At 62.7% G+C, this 16,016-nt stretch carries 17 protein-coding genes; 9 read left to right on the plus strand and 8 right to left on the minus strand.

Annotated features, from left to right (window positions below; genetic code table 11):
* Window positions 1-152 precede the first annotated feature (152 nt).
* The gene (locus ACPWR9_RS20305) at window positions 153-1,130 is read right to left on the minus strand and encodes a LysR substrate-binding domain-containing protein (protein ID WP_426300037.1); all 978 of its coding nucleotides are present in this window, start codon (window positions 1,128-1,130) and stop codon (window positions 153-155) included.
* 102 nt (window positions 1,131-1,232) lie between these two features.
* Between ACPWR9_RS20305 and ACPWR9_RS20310 the strand changes: the two genes are divergently transcribed.
* On the plus strand, window positions 1,233-1,490 hold the full coding sequence (locus ACPWR9_RS20310; RefSeq protein ID WP_426300039.1) for a hypothetical protein: 258 nt from the start codon (window positions 1,233-1,235) through the stop codon (window positions 1,488-1,490).
* A gap of 11 nt (window positions 1,491-1,501) precedes the next feature.
* Window positions 1,502-2,713, plus strand: coding sequence for an MFS transporter (locus tag ACPWR9_RS20315; protein ID WP_426300041.1), 1,212 nt, complete (start codon window positions 1,502-1,504; stop codon window positions 2,711-2,713).
* A gap of 50 nt (window positions 2,714-2,763) precedes the next feature.
* Here ACPWR9_RS20315 and ACPWR9_RS20320 read toward each other — a convergent pair whose 3' ends face one another.
* A complete protein-coding gene (locus tag ACPWR9_RS20320; protein ID WP_426300628.1) occupies window positions 2,764-3,300 on the minus strand; it encodes a MarR family winged helix-turn-helix transcriptional regulator in 537 nt (178 codons plus the stop codon).
* Window positions 3,301-3,419: 119 nt separating this feature from the next.
* On the opposite strand from ACPWR9_RS20320, the gene ACPWR9_RS20325 reads away from it, so the two are divergent.
* Window positions 3,420-4,304: an EamA family transporter gene (locus ACPWR9_RS20325; protein ID WP_426300043.1), complete on the plus strand. Its 885-nt coding sequence runs from the start codon at window positions 3,420-3,422 to the stop codon at window positions 4,302-4,304.
* A gap of 30 nt (window positions 4,305-4,334) precedes the next feature.
* On the opposite strand, the gene moaC is transcribed toward ACPWR9_RS20325, so the two are convergent.
* The gene (moaC, locus tag ACPWR9_RS20330; RefSeq protein ID WP_426300045.1) at window positions 4,335-4,811 is read right to left on the minus strand and encodes a cyclic pyranopterin monophosphate synthase MoaC; all 477 of its coding nucleotides are present in this window, start codon (window positions 4,809-4,811) and stop codon (window positions 4,335-4,337) included.
* Window positions 4,812-5,006: 195 nt separating this feature from the next.
* On the opposite strand from moaC, the gene ACPWR9_RS20335 reads away from it, so the two are divergent.
* Complete coding sequence (locus tag ACPWR9_RS20335; RefSeq protein ID WP_426312888.1) at window positions 5,007-6,482, plus strand: M48 family metalloprotease; 1,476 nt, start codon at window positions 5,007-5,009, stop codon at window positions 6,480-6,482.
* Between the two features lie 63 nt (window positions 6,483-6,545).
* Window positions 6,546-7,856, plus strand: a complete 1,311-nt coding sequence (locus ACPWR9_RS20340; RefSeq protein ID WP_426300049.1) for a hypothetical protein — start codon at window positions 6,546-6,548, stop codon at window positions 7,854-7,856.
* A 49-nt stretch (window positions 7,857-7,905) separates the two neighbouring features.
* On the opposite strand, the gene ACPWR9_RS20345 is transcribed toward ACPWR9_RS20340, so the two are convergent.
* The 5 genes from ACPWR9_RS20345 to ACPWR9_RS20365 form a co-directional block, all read right to left on the minus strand.
* Window positions 7,906-8,559: a DUF2946 family protein gene (locus ACPWR9_RS20345; RefSeq protein ID WP_426300051.1), complete on the minus strand. Its 654-nt coding sequence runs from the start codon at window positions 8,557-8,559 to the stop codon at window positions 7,906-7,908.
* The gene (locus tag ACPWR9_RS20350) at window positions 8,552-9,598 is read right to left on the minus strand and encodes a YheT family hydrolase (RefSeq protein ID WP_426300053.1); all 1,047 of its coding nucleotides are present in this window, start codon (window positions 9,596-9,598) and stop codon (window positions 8,552-8,554) included. The genes ACPWR9_RS20345 and ACPWR9_RS20350 overlap by 8 nt, the downstream gene beginning before the upstream one ends.
* A gap of 32 nt (window positions 9,599-9,630) precedes the next feature.
* Window positions 9,631-10,086, minus strand: a complete 456-nt coding sequence (locus ACPWR9_RS20355) for a nuclear transport factor 2 family protein (protein ID WP_150681671.1) — start codon at window positions 10,084-10,086, stop codon at window positions 9,631-9,633.
* Window positions 10,087-10,120: 34 nt separating this feature from the next.
* Window positions 10,121-11,146 (minus strand): lipopolysaccharide heptosyltransferase II, encoded by a 1,026-nt coding sequence (gene waaF / locus ACPWR9_RS20360; RefSeq protein WP_150681670.1) that lies wholly within the window; start codon window positions 11,144-11,146, stop codon window positions 10,121-10,123.
* Window positions 11,147-11,249: 103 nt separating this feature from the next.
* On the minus strand, window positions 11,250-11,447 hold the full coding sequence (locus ACPWR9_RS20365; RefSeq protein WP_058377636.1) for a zinc-finger domain-containing protein: 198 nt from the start codon (window positions 11,445-11,447) through the stop codon (window positions 11,250-11,252).
* A 372-nt stretch (window positions 11,448-11,819) separates the two neighbouring features.
* On the opposite strand from ACPWR9_RS20365, the gene ACPWR9_RS20370 reads away from it, so the two are divergent.
* The 4 genes from ACPWR9_RS20370 to pyk all read left to right on the plus strand — a co-directional run bounded on the left by ACPWR9_RS20370 (window position 11,820) and on the right by pyk (window position 15,955).
* Window positions 11,820-12,668: an AzlC family ABC transporter permease gene (locus tag ACPWR9_RS20370; protein WP_426300055.1), complete on the plus strand. Its 849-nt coding sequence runs from the start codon at window positions 11,820-11,822 to the stop codon at window positions 12,666-12,668.
* Window positions 12,665-12,988, plus strand: coding sequence for an AzlD domain-containing protein (locus tag ACPWR9_RS20375; RefSeq protein WP_426300057.1), 324 nt, complete (start codon window positions 12,665-12,667; stop codon window positions 12,986-12,988). Before ACPWR9_RS20370 ends, ACPWR9_RS20375 begins: the two co-directional genes overlap by 4 nt.
* A gap of 87 nt (window positions 12,989-13,075) precedes the next feature.
* Entirely contained in the window at window positions 13,076-14,281 is a 1,206-nt protein-coding gene (locus ACPWR9_RS20380) for a phosphoglycerate kinase (protein WP_426300059.1), read from the plus strand.
* A gap of 240 nt (window positions 14,282-14,521) precedes the next feature.
* Window positions 14,522-15,955: a pyruvate kinase gene (gene pyk / locus ACPWR9_RS20385; RefSeq protein WP_150681667.1), complete on the plus strand. Its 1,434-nt coding sequence runs from the start codon at window positions 14,522-14,524 to the stop codon at window positions 15,953-15,955.
* Window positions 15,956-16,016 lie beyond the last annotated feature (61 nt).

The following is a 16,016-nucleotide window of genomic DNA, read 5'->3' on the forward strand; positions in this document are numbered from 1 at the left end:
GACGGCATGTCCGGGGCGCCGCGAGGCGCTTCGATTGCCCGGTCGTTGGACATCGCGGCTTGCCGTCGATGTCCGCGCCAAAGAAAAGCGGCAACGAGTTCTTACGAATTCGTTGCCGTTTTTTTATGCCTGCACGGCTCTGATGCCGCGGGTCATCGCTCGCAATTGGCGTCGTTCTGCGCCTCGGGGAGCGCCGGTTTGCCGCCGCGCCCAATCCCTTTGGCCAGCGGCACCGTCGCAGCAATCTCGTCCTGCATCCACTGCCAGAACGCATAGATGGCACGCTCGCGAGGATGATGCTCGCGCCAGCTCACGTAATACTCGAGGCTCGGCGCGATACACACGTCACCTACCTGCACCAATTCGCCCGCTGCGATGGCGTCGCGGACCAGCAGGCTGCGTGTGGTCGCGAGGCCTTGTCCGGCGACTGACGCGCGCAACAGCAAACCCGCATCGTCGAAGATCGGTCCGCGTGTGGGTTCGCGTGGCGGCAGTCCCGCAGCGACCAACCAGTCACGCCACGACCGATGAGCAAAGCGCAGCATCGGCAGCTTGGCGGCGTCGGCAATCGTGAAATTCGGAATTCGGTCGATCAACTCGGGACGGCAAACGGCGATCACGTAATCGTCGAGCAGCTTGCGCGTCACGAAGCCGGTTTCTTCCACGCGCTGATGCCAGACGCCGACGTCCACCGAATAGGGATCGGGGGCCGCAATATCGGCGTGCAGCCGGATCATCAGATCGATGCCGGGATGTTGTGCGCTGAAGCGATCCAACCGGGGGATCAGCCACTGCGCAGCAAGATCGGTCATCACGCTGACTTCTAACCGTACTGTGCTGGGCGATGCGCCCGCCGCCGTGCCTGCGCGCGCCTCGGTGAATGCCTCGTCGAGTTCGGACATGCCGATGCGAATGCGTTCAGCCAGCCGCGCCCCGACACTGGTCGGCACCATGCGGGCGCCGACGCGGCGGAATAGTGGCGTGCCGAGTTGCTGTTCCAGCGAGCGCATGTGGTGGCTCACCGCACTGTGCGTCAAATTCAATTCCTCGGCAGCCCGCGTGAAACTCCTGTGACGGGCAGCCGCTTCAAGGGCGCGCAGCGATTGGAGGGGAGGGAGGTGTCGGAACATGATGTCAAATTCTACTCACAATGCGAGCGCAAAGGTTTCGTTGGCCTGACATCCTGCTACCACCGACAATTCATACCCAAGCAATCATTAGGATCTATTCACATGGATTTCGAGCTCGTGAACGTGTTCTACCGGCTGGCTGGCAAGGCGCCTGCAGCGCCGCTTGGCGGCCCCAAGCAAGCTGCGGGCAACGCCGCCAGTCGGCCGGTAGGGCACGTTCCCTCCGGGTTGCCCACCCAAAGGGGCGATCGCTGCGTCATGACCCTCGCGAATATTCCCGATATTCACTTCGGCTCATTCCTTGCGCTCGCCCCTTTGGCCGGGCAACACGAGCTCGAAATCCATGTGAATAGATCCTAAGGTTTAGCTTCATGTCGAAAGCACTTCGCGTCTTTGTGCTGTTCGCCTGCGGGTACTTCGTTTCTTACGTTTACCGCGGCGTGAACATTGGGTTTGCGCCATTTATGACGCACGAACTTGGGCTCTCGTCGGCCGATCTGGGCTTGCTTACGAGTCTGTATTTCCTCGGCTTCGCCGGTGCGCAGTTGCCTGCGGGCGTCCTGCTAGACAAGTTCGGGCCGCGCCGCGTGGCGTCGCTCGTGTTGCTGCTGGCCGCGGCTGGGGCGGCCCTGTTTGGTCTCGCGCAAGGCGTGGGCACATTGATGGTGGGCCGCCTGCTCATCGGTGTGGGCGTGTCGGTGTGTCTGGGCAGCGCGTTCAAGGCGCTCGCGCAATGGTTTCCGGTGGCGCGTCTGCCGTTGCTCAACGGGCTGGTGATGGCGGTGGGCGGCATGGGCGGCGTGGTCGTCGGCTCGCCGCTGAACTGGCTGCTCGGCATGACCGACTGGCGCATGGTGTCGTTCGGGCTGGCTGGACTGACGGTGTTCATGTCGGTGGCTCTGTGGTTCGGCGCACCGGAGAAGCCGGGGGCGCATGCGCAGGGTGGCTTGTCGGAGGCGCTGCAAGGCGTGAAGCAAGTGCTCGGCAGCGCGATGTTCTGGAAGGTGACGTCGCTCTCGGGTATCACGCAGGGTGTGTTCTATGCGATGCAGTCGCTGTGGATGGCGCCGTACATGCGGGACGTGGAGGGCTTGTCGGCAGCAGAAGCCGCGTCGCTCGTGTCGGTCGTCGGTCTCGCGATGATGGCGGGCAGCGTGGTGTTCGGCGCGGCGGCGCGTTCGTTGGAACGTCGTGGGGTGAGCTTGTTTGCGTTCTCGGGCATCGGCATGGTGATCTTTGTCGCCGTGCAACTGCTGCTGATGTCGGGTGCACCGATTCCGCCGGTGTGGCTCTGGGCGGCCTACGGCGTTTTTGGCGGCACGGGGATCCTGTCGTACGCCGTCTTGGCCGAGCATTTCCACGGCACGCTGATCGGACGCGTGAACACATCGCTCACGCTCGTGATCTTCGTGCTGATCTTTCTGTGTCAGGTGGGCGTGGGGGCGGTGCTCGGCGCGTTTCCGGCACATAGCGCGCATGCGCACTTCACCGCCTGGGTGGCGCTGGTGGTGCTGCAATTGCTGGGAGCGGTGTGGTACTTCTGGCCTGCGCGGCAGCGCGCTGGACGCCCGGTCGCGGCTTGAGACAAAAACCGGTGCCCGCTAGATTGGGCTCCGGTCGCATTGCGCATCGATTAGCGCTCTGCTTCCAGCGCCTTGAGCCAAGCGATCAGGCCGCTGTCGATCTGCGCGAGCGCCGCTTTGGAGAGCGGCGCGAGCATGCGATGTTCGTTGGCCACGTGCGCGTCGACGGCGCGCTCGATCTGCGCGAAGCCGGTGTCGGTCAATTGCACGAGCGTACTGCGTGCATCCTCCGGGTTTGCAACACGCGTAATCCAGCCGCGGGCTTCCAGACGTTGCAGCCGGTGTGTCATCGTGCCGGACGTCACCATCAAGGTGGAAAACAACGCCGTCGGTGCTAGCCGATACGGCGCGCCTGAGCGACGCAAGGTCGCCAGCATGTCGAATTCCCAACCGCTCATGTCGAATTCGGCGAATGTCGCGTCGAGTTGCTGCTGAACCAGCGCCGCGCAGCGTTTTAGCCGACCGATGACAGCCATCGGCGTGACGTCCAGATCGGGACGCTCCCGATTCCACTGCGCAAGAATCGCGTCGACGGCATCGCCTGCGTCGTGTGTGGCGCTCTCGCCTCCCGTGTTTTCCTTCTGCATCCCCTCGCTGGCATCGGCCTTGCGCGTCTGACGGCTCACCATGCGTGACCTCACTTGTCTTGACATCAAGACAAAATGATACCAAACTGCAATTTATCTTGAATTGAAGATAAATAATCATGACGTCCTCTGCCATCGCTTCACCCGCACGGTTGAACTGGATCGACGCGTTGCTAACTGCTTTCGCGCCGATGATCTGGGGCTCGACCTATATCGTGACGACGCAGCTTTTGCCGCCGGATCGGCCGTTTATTGCGGCGCTGATCCGTGTGTTGCCATCGGGGCTGTTGTTGTTGATTTACGCACGCCGATGGCCAGCCACGCGCGATTGGGGGCGTTTGCTCGTGCTCTCAGCGCTCAATATCGGCGCGTTTCAAGCGTTGTTGTTTGTGGCGGCGTATCGGTTGCCCGGCGGGTTGGCCGCAGTCGTCGGTGCGATTCAGCCGCTGTTGGTGATGGGACTGGCGTGGGGTGTGGAGCGCAAGCGTCCGTTGGCGCCCACGGTGTGGGCGGCGGTGGCGGGAGTGGTCGGTATGGCGATCTTGTTGCTGTCGCCGACGACGGTCTTCGAGCCTGTGGGGATTGTGGCGGCGCTCGCCGGGGCGGCAAGCATGGCGACGGGGACGTATCTGACGCGTCGCTGGCGTATCGATATGCCCGTGCTTGCGTTGACCGGCTGGCAATTGGCGCTGGGCGGGATGATGCTGGCGCCGCTGGCGTTGTGGGTCGATGCGCCGCTACCGTCGCTCACGGCGCTTCAAACGGCGGGGTATTTATATCTGTCGCTGGCGGGCGCATTGCTCGCGTATGCACTGTGGTTTCGCGGCATTGCGCGTTTGGCGCCGGTGGCGGTGTCGTCGCTCGGGTTGTTGAGCCCGTTGACGGCGGTGGTATTGGGATGGGTGTTGCTAGGTCAGGCGATCACCGGTTTTGCGTTCGTCGGGCTGGCGATGGTGTTCGCGAGCATTCTCGCGGTGCAGTGGACGGCGTCGCGGGGGAAGTGACGTCCCCCGCAGTTCCGCACGTCGTGCGTGTTACGCCGCCACCCAATCGCCCGACTTGCCGCCGTGCTTTTCCAGCACGCGCACATCGGTGATGGTCATGCCGCGATCGACAGCCTTGCACATGTCGTAAATCGTCAGCAGGCCGACTTGCACGGCGGTGAGTGCTTCCATCTCCACGCCGGTGCGGCCGATGGTTTCAACTTGCGTGCGGCAATGGACGGCGTTCGCGCCATCGTCGACGAGAAACTCGACGGTGACGCGCGTAAGGGCCAGCGGATGGCAGAGCGGAATCAAATCGGCGGTGCGCTTGGCACCCTGAATGGCGGCGATGCGCGCGATGCCCAGCACATCCCCCTTCTTGGCTGTGCCCGTGCGAATGAGCGCCAGCGTTTCCGGTTTCATCACGATGGTGCCGCGTGCTACGGCAATGCGATGGGTGCTGTCCTTGCCGCCGACGTCGACCATATGGGCCTGACCAGCGGTGTCGAAATGGGTAAGTTCTGCCATGGATAGGTGCCAAATGTGATGTGCGGAGCCTGTCGGGAAACACGCAGGGAACGTACGCACTTGGCTGCTATCATAGCAGCAGCCTCGAATGACCCGCGCCATGCCGCGCCCATTTTCATGACGCGTTCATCACGTTCATTCCGTCCTCTCTGGCGGCGCGCTGTCGCCTGGACACTGCTGCCCGTGATGACAGCGATGACCTTCTCTGCTGCCATCGTGCCCACGCGCGTGGCGGCGCAATCGCTTCCCACGCTCGGACAAAGTTCGGCTGCCGACTTATCGCCCGCCATGGAGCGCAAGCTCGGCGAGCGCGTCATGCGCGAGATTCGCGCCGACCCCGACTATCTCTCCGATCTGCTCCTCTCCGATTACATCAATACGCTCGGCGGAAAACTCGTTGCTGCGACGCGCAAGGTTGGACTCGACGCGAGTCAGAGCTTCGAGTTTTTCGTGGTGCGCGATGCGGCGATCAATGCGTTTTCGCTCCCCGGGGGATTCATCGGTATCAATACCGGGCTGATCGTGACGACGCGCACCGAGTCGGAATTGGCGTCGGTAGTGGGGCACGAGACGGGGCACGTCCTGCAACATCACATCGCACGAATGCTCGGCCAGCAGGCGCAGAACTCTTGGATTGCGCTGGGCGGCTTGTTGCTTGGTTTGCTCGCGGGGATTGGTGCGCGTAGTTCCGATCTCGGCATGGGCATTGCGATGGGCGGGCAGGGGCTCGCGGTCGATCGTCAATTGCGCTTCTCGCGCGATGCTGAGCGTGAGGCGGATCGCGTCGGTTTCCAGTTGCTGCAAGCGGCTGGCTTCGATACGTATGCGATGCCGACGTTTTTCGAGCGGCTGCAACGCGCGGATGCCATCAACGAAGCGGGTGTGCCGGAATATGTGCGCACTCACCCGCTGACGGTGGACCGTATTGCCGACATGCTCAATCGTTCGCGCAATGCGGGTTATCGTCAGCCGGAGCAGTCGCCTGAATATGCGTTTGTGCGCGCGCGTTCGCTGGTGTTACAGCAGAAATCGGCGAGCGATTTTGCGCTGATTGCAGAAGCGCAACGCACGGCGATTCGGACGCAGACCGCGCCGAGTGTTTCGGCGGCTTGGTATGCGGTGGCGTTGGCGGAGTACAAGCAGCGTCGCTGGGAACCGGCGCGTGAGGCGTTGGAGAAATCGCGCGCGGCGTTTGGTGGCACGGGCGTGGGCACACCGAGCTTGGCCGTGCTGGCGTCCGATATCGCGCGCATGCAGGGCAAGTCGGCGGAAGCGTTGCGAATCGCGACGGAGGCGCGTGCAGCGTTTCCGTTGTCGCAGGCGTCGGATATGGCGTACGCCGACGCGCTTGTGGCAAGCCAACGAATTCCGGAAGCAACGAAGTTTCTGAAGGATCAGGTCGAGCGCTATCGCAGCGAGCCGATCTGGTGGCGGGCGTTGGCTGGCGCGTGGGCGGCGGGTGGCAAGCGCGCGAAGCAGCACGAAGCGTTGGCAGAGCAATACGCGCTGCAAGGTCAATGGATGGCGGCGGTCAGCCAACTGAAACTCGCCCGCGATGCGGGTGACGCCGACTTCTACGAAATGTCGACCATCGACGCTCGCTTGCACGAGTTCCAACGTCGCTACAAAGAAGACAAAGAAGACGAGAAGGACTTCAAGCAGTTTGGGTGAGGCGGGCAACGCGGTCTGCGGCTCGTGACGCGTGGCGTCTATAGTCTCGACTCAATTCGTTGCATGCCAAGCCCCTTCTCCGTGACATCATTCCACGCGTATTTGCTGCTTGACCTCGTGCTGGCCGCCTATCTGGGCATGTGGAACGCAACGGTTCCATTCGTGCTTCTTACAAGATTTGGTGCGTCGGGCGTTGTGATCTATGAAATAGCACTGGCAACAACTGCGATCGTCGCTTTGCCAGTGGCGGCGGCATGGGTCGAGGGAAAGGCCCGTGGTTGGGTCACACGCGCCGCCTGCGCCACGATTGTCGTGTCAGGTTTTGCACGCTTGGCTGCGATGTGCTTTTCGCGCGACGTGTCATGGTGGATTGTGAATGACATTATTGCCGTGGCCGCATTCGCGGCGGTGCAACCGCTGATGACAATCTATCCGGCTGAAACAGTTGGCAAATCGGCGACGTTGCAAGCGTTCCGGCGACACCGGCTAGTTGCCAATATCGGACGCATTGCCGGACCTCTGCTCGCGGGCGTAGCGATGCTCTACGGATCGCAAGCGACGGCGTTGGCATGCGTCGCCATGCTGGGTTGCCTTCTGATTCCGTTCTCGCTGCAAATTCCAATCTCTGCGCAGAAGTCGTTGGGGAAGTTGCAGAACTCGCCAACATCCATGGCACGACTGCGCAGTGCTGTGGATGGTCTCGTCCTAAAGTGCCGTCTGCCAGCGGAACGATTCTTTTCGCTAAACGATGTATTGCTCGGTGTCGCTATGGCGGGTGTCGTTCCGTTACTGATCCCCCGGATGGTGCGCGACGCCGCGTTGCAGAATTCGAGTGTGGGGTGGCTGGTCGCCGCGTTTACGATCGGTTCGATGCTCGGCGTTGGATGGCTTCATCCACTGTTGACGAAGCAGTTACACCGTCGATGGGGATTTGTGCTGATGTGGCTGGGCACCGCGGTCAGTCTCACGGCGAGTGCGATTGCCGATAACGCAATCGTTTATTTCGTGAGTCTGACAATATCTGGGGCCTTGGGCGCCTGTCTCGCGATGGTCGGCATCGATCGGCGCACACTCGCAATGCCGCGCAATGTGCGTGTTCGCGTCGCAGGCGCGAGCCTCCTGGCGGGGCAGCTCGCCAGTAGCCTGTCTTTCGCTGTGTATGGGTTGGCCCTTTCTAGCGTCGTACCAAACGCACTTTGGACGCTATACGCGGGCTTGGCAGTCGTCGTTGTCGTGCTCGCCAGTAGCACAAATGAGCCGTGGATGATGTTGAGCGAGCAGACAACGGATGATTGTGTTGAAGGCTTCTATGTTTGCCGATATCCGGGTGCATTCTCGGCGCATACGCGCCCCGTTGACGCGCGAGGTGAATAGGTTCGGCGCTCGCTTACCTATCACCAGCTTTGCGGCAGCTATCGACGAATCAGTCGGCCCGCGGATCCCGCTCAAACCCATACGTTTCCGGCAACGTACCCGCATGGACCGTCGCAAACGGCAGCGAATCGCCGTTTTGCCAATGCAGCTTGACGGCGGCTTCGGCGTCGGCCGTATCGTCGGACGTTTGTGCGATCTCGGCGGCCTGCGCCAAATCGGACACGCGCGTAAGTAGATCAATGTCGTGATCGTGCAGCAGGGCGAGCGGGGCATTGCGCCGACCGTTCTCGTCACCGTTGCCGGATGGCGTTGCCCCGACAAACGCAACGTTGCCATCCTCATCGAGCAAGCACGCTTGCGGCGCGAACGCATGCCCCAACTGATCCGTCAGTACGGGCGCACCCTTGCCATCGTTCGCCGCGCTATCCCACGACAACCGCACGACGAACGGCGCATACGCCAGCCCGACATACACGCGCTGCGGACCGTTCTGGAAATACCAACGCCCACCCTCGTCACTTTCGTAATTGCGCGCGATAAACGCGAGCAACGCCGCATGACGAATCGGGTCGCCCGGCTCGCCTGCCGCCTGCGCAGCCTCGTCGCGCATACGCCACTGCCCACGACGATCCAGTGAGAGCCAGCCGTAGCAATGCGGCACATTGGGCCATTTGGCCATGGCCTGTCGAACGAGTTCATCCATGAGGCGTCGCCGGTGCGTGAGGCAAGAATTGACGGAAATAATCGACCACGGTGCGCGGCATCCACGTCATGCCGCCCGGAAACGGGCCGCTCATGAAGCCCACATGCCCACCGTTCGCCGGTTGCAGCAAATGCACGTAGCGACCCACGTCAGCTTCACTAGGTAACGCGCTCGCTGGCTGGAACGGATCGTTGCGCGCGTTGAGCACCAGCGTCGGGACTTCGATGGCCGGAAGAATCGGTTTGCTCGACGCGCGCGTGTAGTAGTCGAATGCGCTGTGATAGCCATGCAGCGGTGCCGTCACCACGTGATCGAATTCGCCGAGGTCGCGCGCGGACATCATCAAATCGCGGTCGTATAGCCCCGGATACTGCTCAAGTTTGGCAAGCGCCTTCTTCTTGAGCGTGCCCAGAAAATTGCGCGTGTACACCATGTTGAACCCGTGCGAGAGCGCTAGCCCGCCCGCACGCAAATCGAGTGGTGCCGACACCGCACTCGCGGCCGTCACGATTTGCGTCGCGTCGGCCTCACGTTCACCAAGCCAGCGCAGCAACACGTTACCGCCTAGCGACACACCCGCCGCAAACATCGGCCCCGACACATGCGCGCGCAAGCGGCGCAAGATCCAGTCGATCTCGGTACTGTCGCCGGAATGGTAAAAGCGCGGCGCACGATTCATGCGGCCGCTGCAACTGCGAAAGTGGGGGATGACGCCGCGCCAGCCGAGCGCCTCGACTTCGCGCATCAGCGTGCGCGCATAGTGACTGTCGGAGCTACCCTCCAGACCATGGAACAGCACGACAAGCGGCGTCTCGACAAGGCCATCCGGCGCGGGCGGCGCTTTTTCTGAGGCGGGTGGGGCGACCAGCCAGTCGACATCAACGAAATCGCCGTCGGGGGTGTCCCACGTCTCGCGCCGGAATTCGACATGAGGGCGACGGCCTAGCAACGCCGGATATATCGTCTGGCTGTGCCCATCGGGCAGCCACCGCGGCGACCGGTAATCGGGTGGGAAAAATGCCGCTGGCCGGGCCGTCATGGTGCGCCTCGCTTAACCTGACCTCGTACTGTTCAGTGCAGCCCGTCCGGACGGGCGTGCATCATCAAGCTGAATTGCTCGACAGCGTGCGGCGGCAGCGGGCTCGAATGGATGTGCGCAAAGCGCCAATCCCCTTGCTCGTGCACCAGCACATAAGTCGTGTGGATGAGCTGAGCGGTCGTCTGCCCGGCATCTTCCTTACCCACGCGCATGGCTTCCGTGGCGGTGTGCACCACAGTGCCGACAGTGTCGTACTCGGTCGTATCGAGCGAATCGATCAGCACCACGCTCTGTGCGAACTGGGCGACCAGACCGCTGCGAATCTGCTCCAGACCGTCCCAGCGCGTACCGTCGGCGCGGATGTAGCTCACGAAGTCCTCGTTGGCCCACAGCGACATCGCGCGATCCGTCTGGCCGCGGCGCAACGCGTCATAAAAGGCCGTGATGGTTTCACTGGCGGCATCGAACAGGCGGACAAAACGTGGCATGAGGATCTACCGTTGGGTTTAACCGGAGGCGAACTTACCGCTGCGTGAGCAGAATGTTGCGCACGTTGGCGAACACATGTTCGGGCATCAGCTCGTTCAGGCAGCGCGTATGGCCCAGCGGGCATTCGCGCGCGAAGCACGGGCTGCATTCCAATTGTAGCCACAGGATGTGGGCTTGATCGGACAGCGGCGGCGTGTGGCGCGGATCGGACGATCCGAAAAGCGCGATCTGCGGGCGGCGCAACGCGGCGCTCACGTGCATCAGCCCCGAATCGTTGCTGACCACGGCGTTCGCACGGGCCAGCAGGGCGCAAGCCTCGGCCAGCGACGTCTGACCGCACAGGTTGCGCACGAACGGTGCCTCGGCGGCAATTTGCTGGGCCAACGCACCATCTTTGCCCGACCCAAGCGCGATGATTTGCGCGTACGGGAACGAGCGGCGCACCAATTGCGCGAGCTGTGCGAAATGACCCGGCGGCCAGCGCTTGGCCGGTCCGAACTCGGCACCCGGGCAGAACACGACGAGCGGCACGCGCAAATCGAGATTGAAGCGCGCAAACACGCGTGCCGATTCGTTCAAATCAGCTTCGATGCGCGGCGTGGGCAGCGTCTCGGGCAGTTTGGCGCCAGGGGCGAACGCGAGCGCAGCGTAATGCCGCACCATCGGCGGGCGCTCGTCCTTGCGCGGGTTGGCGTGGCGCACGTTGAGCAGGCCGTAGCGCTGCTCGCCCTTGTAGCCGATGCGCAACGGAATGCGCGCCAGCCACGGAATCAGCGCCGATTTGAAGGAATTCGGCAGCACGTAGGCGGCGTCGTATCCCTCGTCGGCGAGCACGCTCGCGAGCTGATAGCGCGCGAGCGGCTGCAACTTGCCGTGCGCGAGGTCGGTCGAGACCACGCGCGAAATCTCCGGCATGCGCTCCAGAACCGGGGCGACCCAGCTCGGCGCGATCGCGTCGATGGTCAGACGCGGATGCAGACGCTTGAGCAGGGTAAACAACGGCTGCGCCATCAGCGCGTCCCCAATCCAGTTGGGGGCGATCACCAAGGCTTTATGCATCGTGGCGGAGACTCTAAACGTTAAGCGTAGCGATGAAACTCACCGATGACCGGCGCCGCGAAGACTGGCGCACGGTCAGGGCTTGCGTGAGCGCTCAGGTGGCTCAGTGGTGACCCTTGAGGACCACGCCGGCCTTCAGGCGATAACGCGTGCCGCAGTACGGGCAAGCGGCTTCGCCGTGGGTCACATCGATGAACACGCGCGGATGGGCGCTCCAGGCTTCCATCTTCGGATTCGGGCAATGCACCGGCAGATCTTCTGCGCCGACTTCGACGATCGGCATTTGTTTGACTTCGCTCATGGGGTTCAGACCGTGATGGGTATTCGGGATTTCGGGGTTGGCACGGCGCACCGTACGGGGCTGCGTGCTCGCCAAAAGTCGCTATTGTAAAGCAGCCGCTCCCTTTGCGGACGGCTTGCGCCACGCGCGAGACCACGTCGCACGGGCGGCGCACGTCCCAACGTGGCGCATTAGTGGCGCATAAGCGACACCTCGCGCGTTGTACCTGCAAAAACCGGCAGTCCATGCCCCGTGGCGTACTAAGCAAATACTTACCGTGACTATAATGGCCTGTCGTCCGCCATCGATGATGAATATATTCAGGAGACAATCCGGCAACGCCAGGCGGGCGAACGGGCGTGCCGGGCGCCGTCGGGACCGCTTTGCCCCGCAATGCCATCCAGTGCGCCGCTCGCTACGGCGCTCGCCCCCAAGACCATGCCAACGCTTCGTTTGCCAGCCGCTGAACGTGACGGGTTCGCGGCCGGTTTTCGCATTATTTCGCCGCTGTTGCCTGCCATCTTCTCGTGGGGCCTCGTGACTGGGGTGGCCATGAGCAAATCGGTCCTCACCGTGCCCCAAGCCATCGGCATGAGCCTGATGCTCTACGCCGGCTCGGCGCAACTCGCCACGCTACCGCTCTTCGCAGCAGGCATGCCGCTCTGGACGATTCTCCTCACGGTCGCCATCGTCAATCTGCGTTTTGTGATCTTCAGCGCAGCGCTGCAACCCCATTTCTCCTACCTGTCGCTGCCCCGTCGCATCGTGCTCGGCTACGTCAACGGCGATCTGGGTTTCGTGATGTTCATGAACCAGAACTTCGCGAACGGTTACGTGCCGGGCAAGGAGGGCACGTATTTCGGCATCACGATCAGCAATTGGGCGGTGTGGCACGTGTCGTCGATCATCGGCATCATGCTCGGCGCGCTTGTGCCCGATAGCTGGGGCCTGGGTTTCGCGGGCACGCTCGCGCTCATTCCGATGATGGTGCACACGATTTCCACCCGCTCGATGTTTCTGGCCGTGGCGCTGGCGTCGGTCATCGGGTTGCTTGCCTTCGACTTGCCGTACCGGCTCAATCTCGTGCTTGGCGTGGTCGGCGCGCTCGCGGCGGGCATGGTTTGCGACGAGCTCGTCGCGCGCCGCGCCCATAAACTCAATAAGGTCAACAAGCTCGACCGACGCAACGAGTCCAACGATGCCAGCAAGGTCGACGAACTGACCGAGGAGCGCCGCGGATGAGCACCTGGGAAATCTGGTTCGCCTTCGTGGCGATGACCGCAGTGACTATCCTCACGCGCACGTTCTTCCTGCTCGCGGGCGAGCGCGTCACGCTGCCTCAGCGGCTGCAACGTGCGTTGCGCTACGCCCCGGCGGCGGCGCTGGCCGTGATCGTGGTGCCCGAGGTGCTGCTGCTCGATCATCAGTTCGCGCTGCATCTCGGCAATCACAAGCTGGCGGCGGCGGTGGCGGCCACTGGCTGGTTTGTGTGGCGCCGGAACATGATCGAGATGATCGTCATCGGAATGGTCGTCTACACGCTCGGAAGACTGTTCCTGTAGGCAAAACCCTCAGACACCCAAAATGGTCATTCGGGGAGTGGGATAAGTTAAAATGCATGTTTTTCCCACTATTTATTCCGGATTCTCATGGCTTCCGTCGTACGTCTTTCCGATTTGATCGCTCAGGGCCGCCTTGCCGGCAAACGTGTTTTCATCCGCGCCGACCTGAATGTGCCGCAGGACGATGAGGGCCGTATCACGGAAGACACGCGTATCCGCGCCTCGGTGCCGGCGATTCAAATGGCGCTCGACGCCGGTGCCGCTGTGATGGTCACGTCGCACCTGGGCCGTCCGACGGAAGGCGAATTCAAGCCGGCCGACTCGCTCGCCCCCGTCGCGCAACGTCTGTCGGAACTGCTCGGCCGTGACGTGAAGCTCATCGCGAACTGGGTCGACGGCGGTTTCGAAGTCGCACCGGGCACGGTCGTGCTGCTGGAAAACTGCCGCGTCAACAAGGGCGAGAAGAAAGACAACGACGAACTGGCCCAGAAGATGGCCAAGCTGTGCGATGTCTACGTGAACGACGCATTCGGCACGGCCCACCGCGCCGAAGCCACCACGCACGGTATCGCCAAGTACGCCCCGGCCGCCTGCGCCGGCCCGCTGCTGGCCGCCGAACTCGAAGCGCTGGGCAAGGCCCTGAACGCCCCGGCCCGCCCGCTCGTGGCGATCGTCGCTGGCTCGAAGGTCTCGACCAAACTCACCATTCTCAAGACGCTGGCCGACAAGGTCGACCAACTGATCGTGGGCGGCGGCATCGCCAACACGTTCATGCTGGCCGCTGGCCTGCCGATCGGTAAGTCGCTGGCCGAAGCCGATCTGGTGGAAGAAGCCAAGGCGATCATCGACGCCATGGCCGCGCGTGGCGCGTCGGTGCCGATTCCGACCGACGTGGTCTGCGCCAAGGAATTCAGCCCGACGGCTGAAGCGACTGTGAAGGCCGCCGCCGACGTGGCCGCCGACGACATGATTCTCGACATCGGCCCGCAAACGGCTGCCAAGCTGGCCGAGCAATTGGGTAGTGCTGGCACCATCGTGTGGAACGGCCCGGTCGGCGTGTTCGAATTCGACCAGTTCGGTCATGGCACCGAGACCCTGGCGCGCGCGATTGCCGCCGCCAAGGGCTTCTCGATCGCCGGTGGCGGCGACACGCTGGCCGCGATCGCCAAGTACGGCATTGCCGACCAGGTGAGCTACATCTCGACGGGCGGCGGCGCTTTCCTGGAATTCCTGGAAGGCAAGACCCTGCCCGCCGTGGACGTGTTGCAACAACGCGCAGCCCAAGCCAACTAATTGGATTGCCTGTGATCTAAGTGGGGCGGGGCCGGAGAGCCGGTTCGTCGGTCCGGAAAATGGGGCGTGCGGGGCCGTTTTGCACGCTTTATTGCGAACGTTTGAGTTCGAATCGAACGATTTCGTACGGACAATACGAACTTTTTGGTTAACCTCTGGCCGCGTAAATAAAGTACAACCATCGAAGCGCCAGCATTGTCGAACGCGCTGCTACCAAAAGAGGATGAAGAGATGGATGTAATGAACCGCTCCACCAAGATCGTCGCCACCATCGGCCCGGCATCGAGCACGCCGGAAGTGCTCTCGCGCATGATCGCTGCCGGCGTGGACGTCGTGCGGCTGAACTTCTCGCACGGCAAGGCGCAGGATCACATCGAGCGCGCGCAGATGGTGCGCGACGCCGCCAAGGCAGCTGGGCGCGAAGTGGCCATCATGGCCGACCTGCAAGGTCCGAAGATCCGTGTCGGCAAGTTCGAGAACGGCAAGACCACGCTCGAAACCGGCGCATCGTTCATTCTGGACGCCGATTGCGAAGTCGGTAACGACGAGCGCGTGGGCCTGGACTACAAGGAACTGCCCCGCGACGTGCGCACGGGCGACGTGCTGCTGCTCAACGACGGCCTGATCGTGCTGACCGTCGATCGCGTGTTCGGTAACGAGATCCATACGACCGTGAAGGTCGGCGGCGATCTCTCGAACAACAAGGGCATCAACCGCCAGGGCGGCGGGCTGACGGCACCGGCGCTGACCGCGAAGGACATGGAAGACATCAAGACCGCGATGGCGCTGGGCGCCGATTACGTCGCGGTCTCGTTCCCGAAGAACGCCACCGATATGGAAATGGCGCGCCGTCTGGCCAACGTGGCCGGCGAGCCGTACGGCATCAAGCCGCGCATGATCGCCAAGATCGAGCGCGCCGAGGCCATTCCGGCGCTGGAAGAGATTCTGGCCGCATCGGACGCCATCATGGTCGCGCGTGGCGACCTGGCCATCGAAGTAGGCAATGCCGCCGTGCCGGCGCTGCAAAAGCGCATGATCCGCCTGGCACGCGAGATGAATAAGCTCACCATCACGGCCACGCAGATGATGGAGTCGATGATCCACAACCCGGTGCCCACGCGTGCCGAGGTGTCCGACGTCGCCAATGCCGTGCTGGATGGCACCGACGCCGTGATGCTGTCGGCCGAGAGCGCTGCGGGCAAGTATCCGGTGGAAACCATCGCGACGATGGCGACCATCTGTGTCGAAGCCGAGCGCTTCGAGACGGTGGAACTCGACCGCGACTGGCTCGACCAAACTTTTACGCGCATCGACCAAACGATTGCCGCCGGCGCCTTGTTTACCGCGTATCATCTTGGCGCGAAAGCTATCGTGGCGTTGACCGAATCGGGCGCAACGGCACTGTGGCTGTCCCGTCACAAGATTCACGTGCCGATTTTTGCGCTGACGTCGCAGCTCTCGAGCCTGCGTAAAATGTCGCTTTATCGCAACGTTGCCGCCATGCGTGTCGAATCCACGAATGACCGCGATCACGCGCTGAAGCAGGCCGAGCAGTTGTTGCTCGCGCGCGGGTTGGTCAAGCGCGGCGACACGATCGTGTTGACGGTGGGCGAGCCGATGGGACAACCCGGTGGCACCAATACGTTGAAAATCGTCCAGGTGGGGCACGCATGACGATGAGGGCCGCGCGCGAGCGGCGAGACGCGCAAGCGTTTTCGCGCCGCGCGAGCCGTCG

The sequence above is a fragment of the Pandoraea pneumonica genome (assembly GCF_049918595.1).
GTDB lineage: Bacteria > Pseudomonadota > Gammaproteobacteria > Burkholderiales > Burkholderiaceae > Pandoraea > Pandoraea pneumonica_A.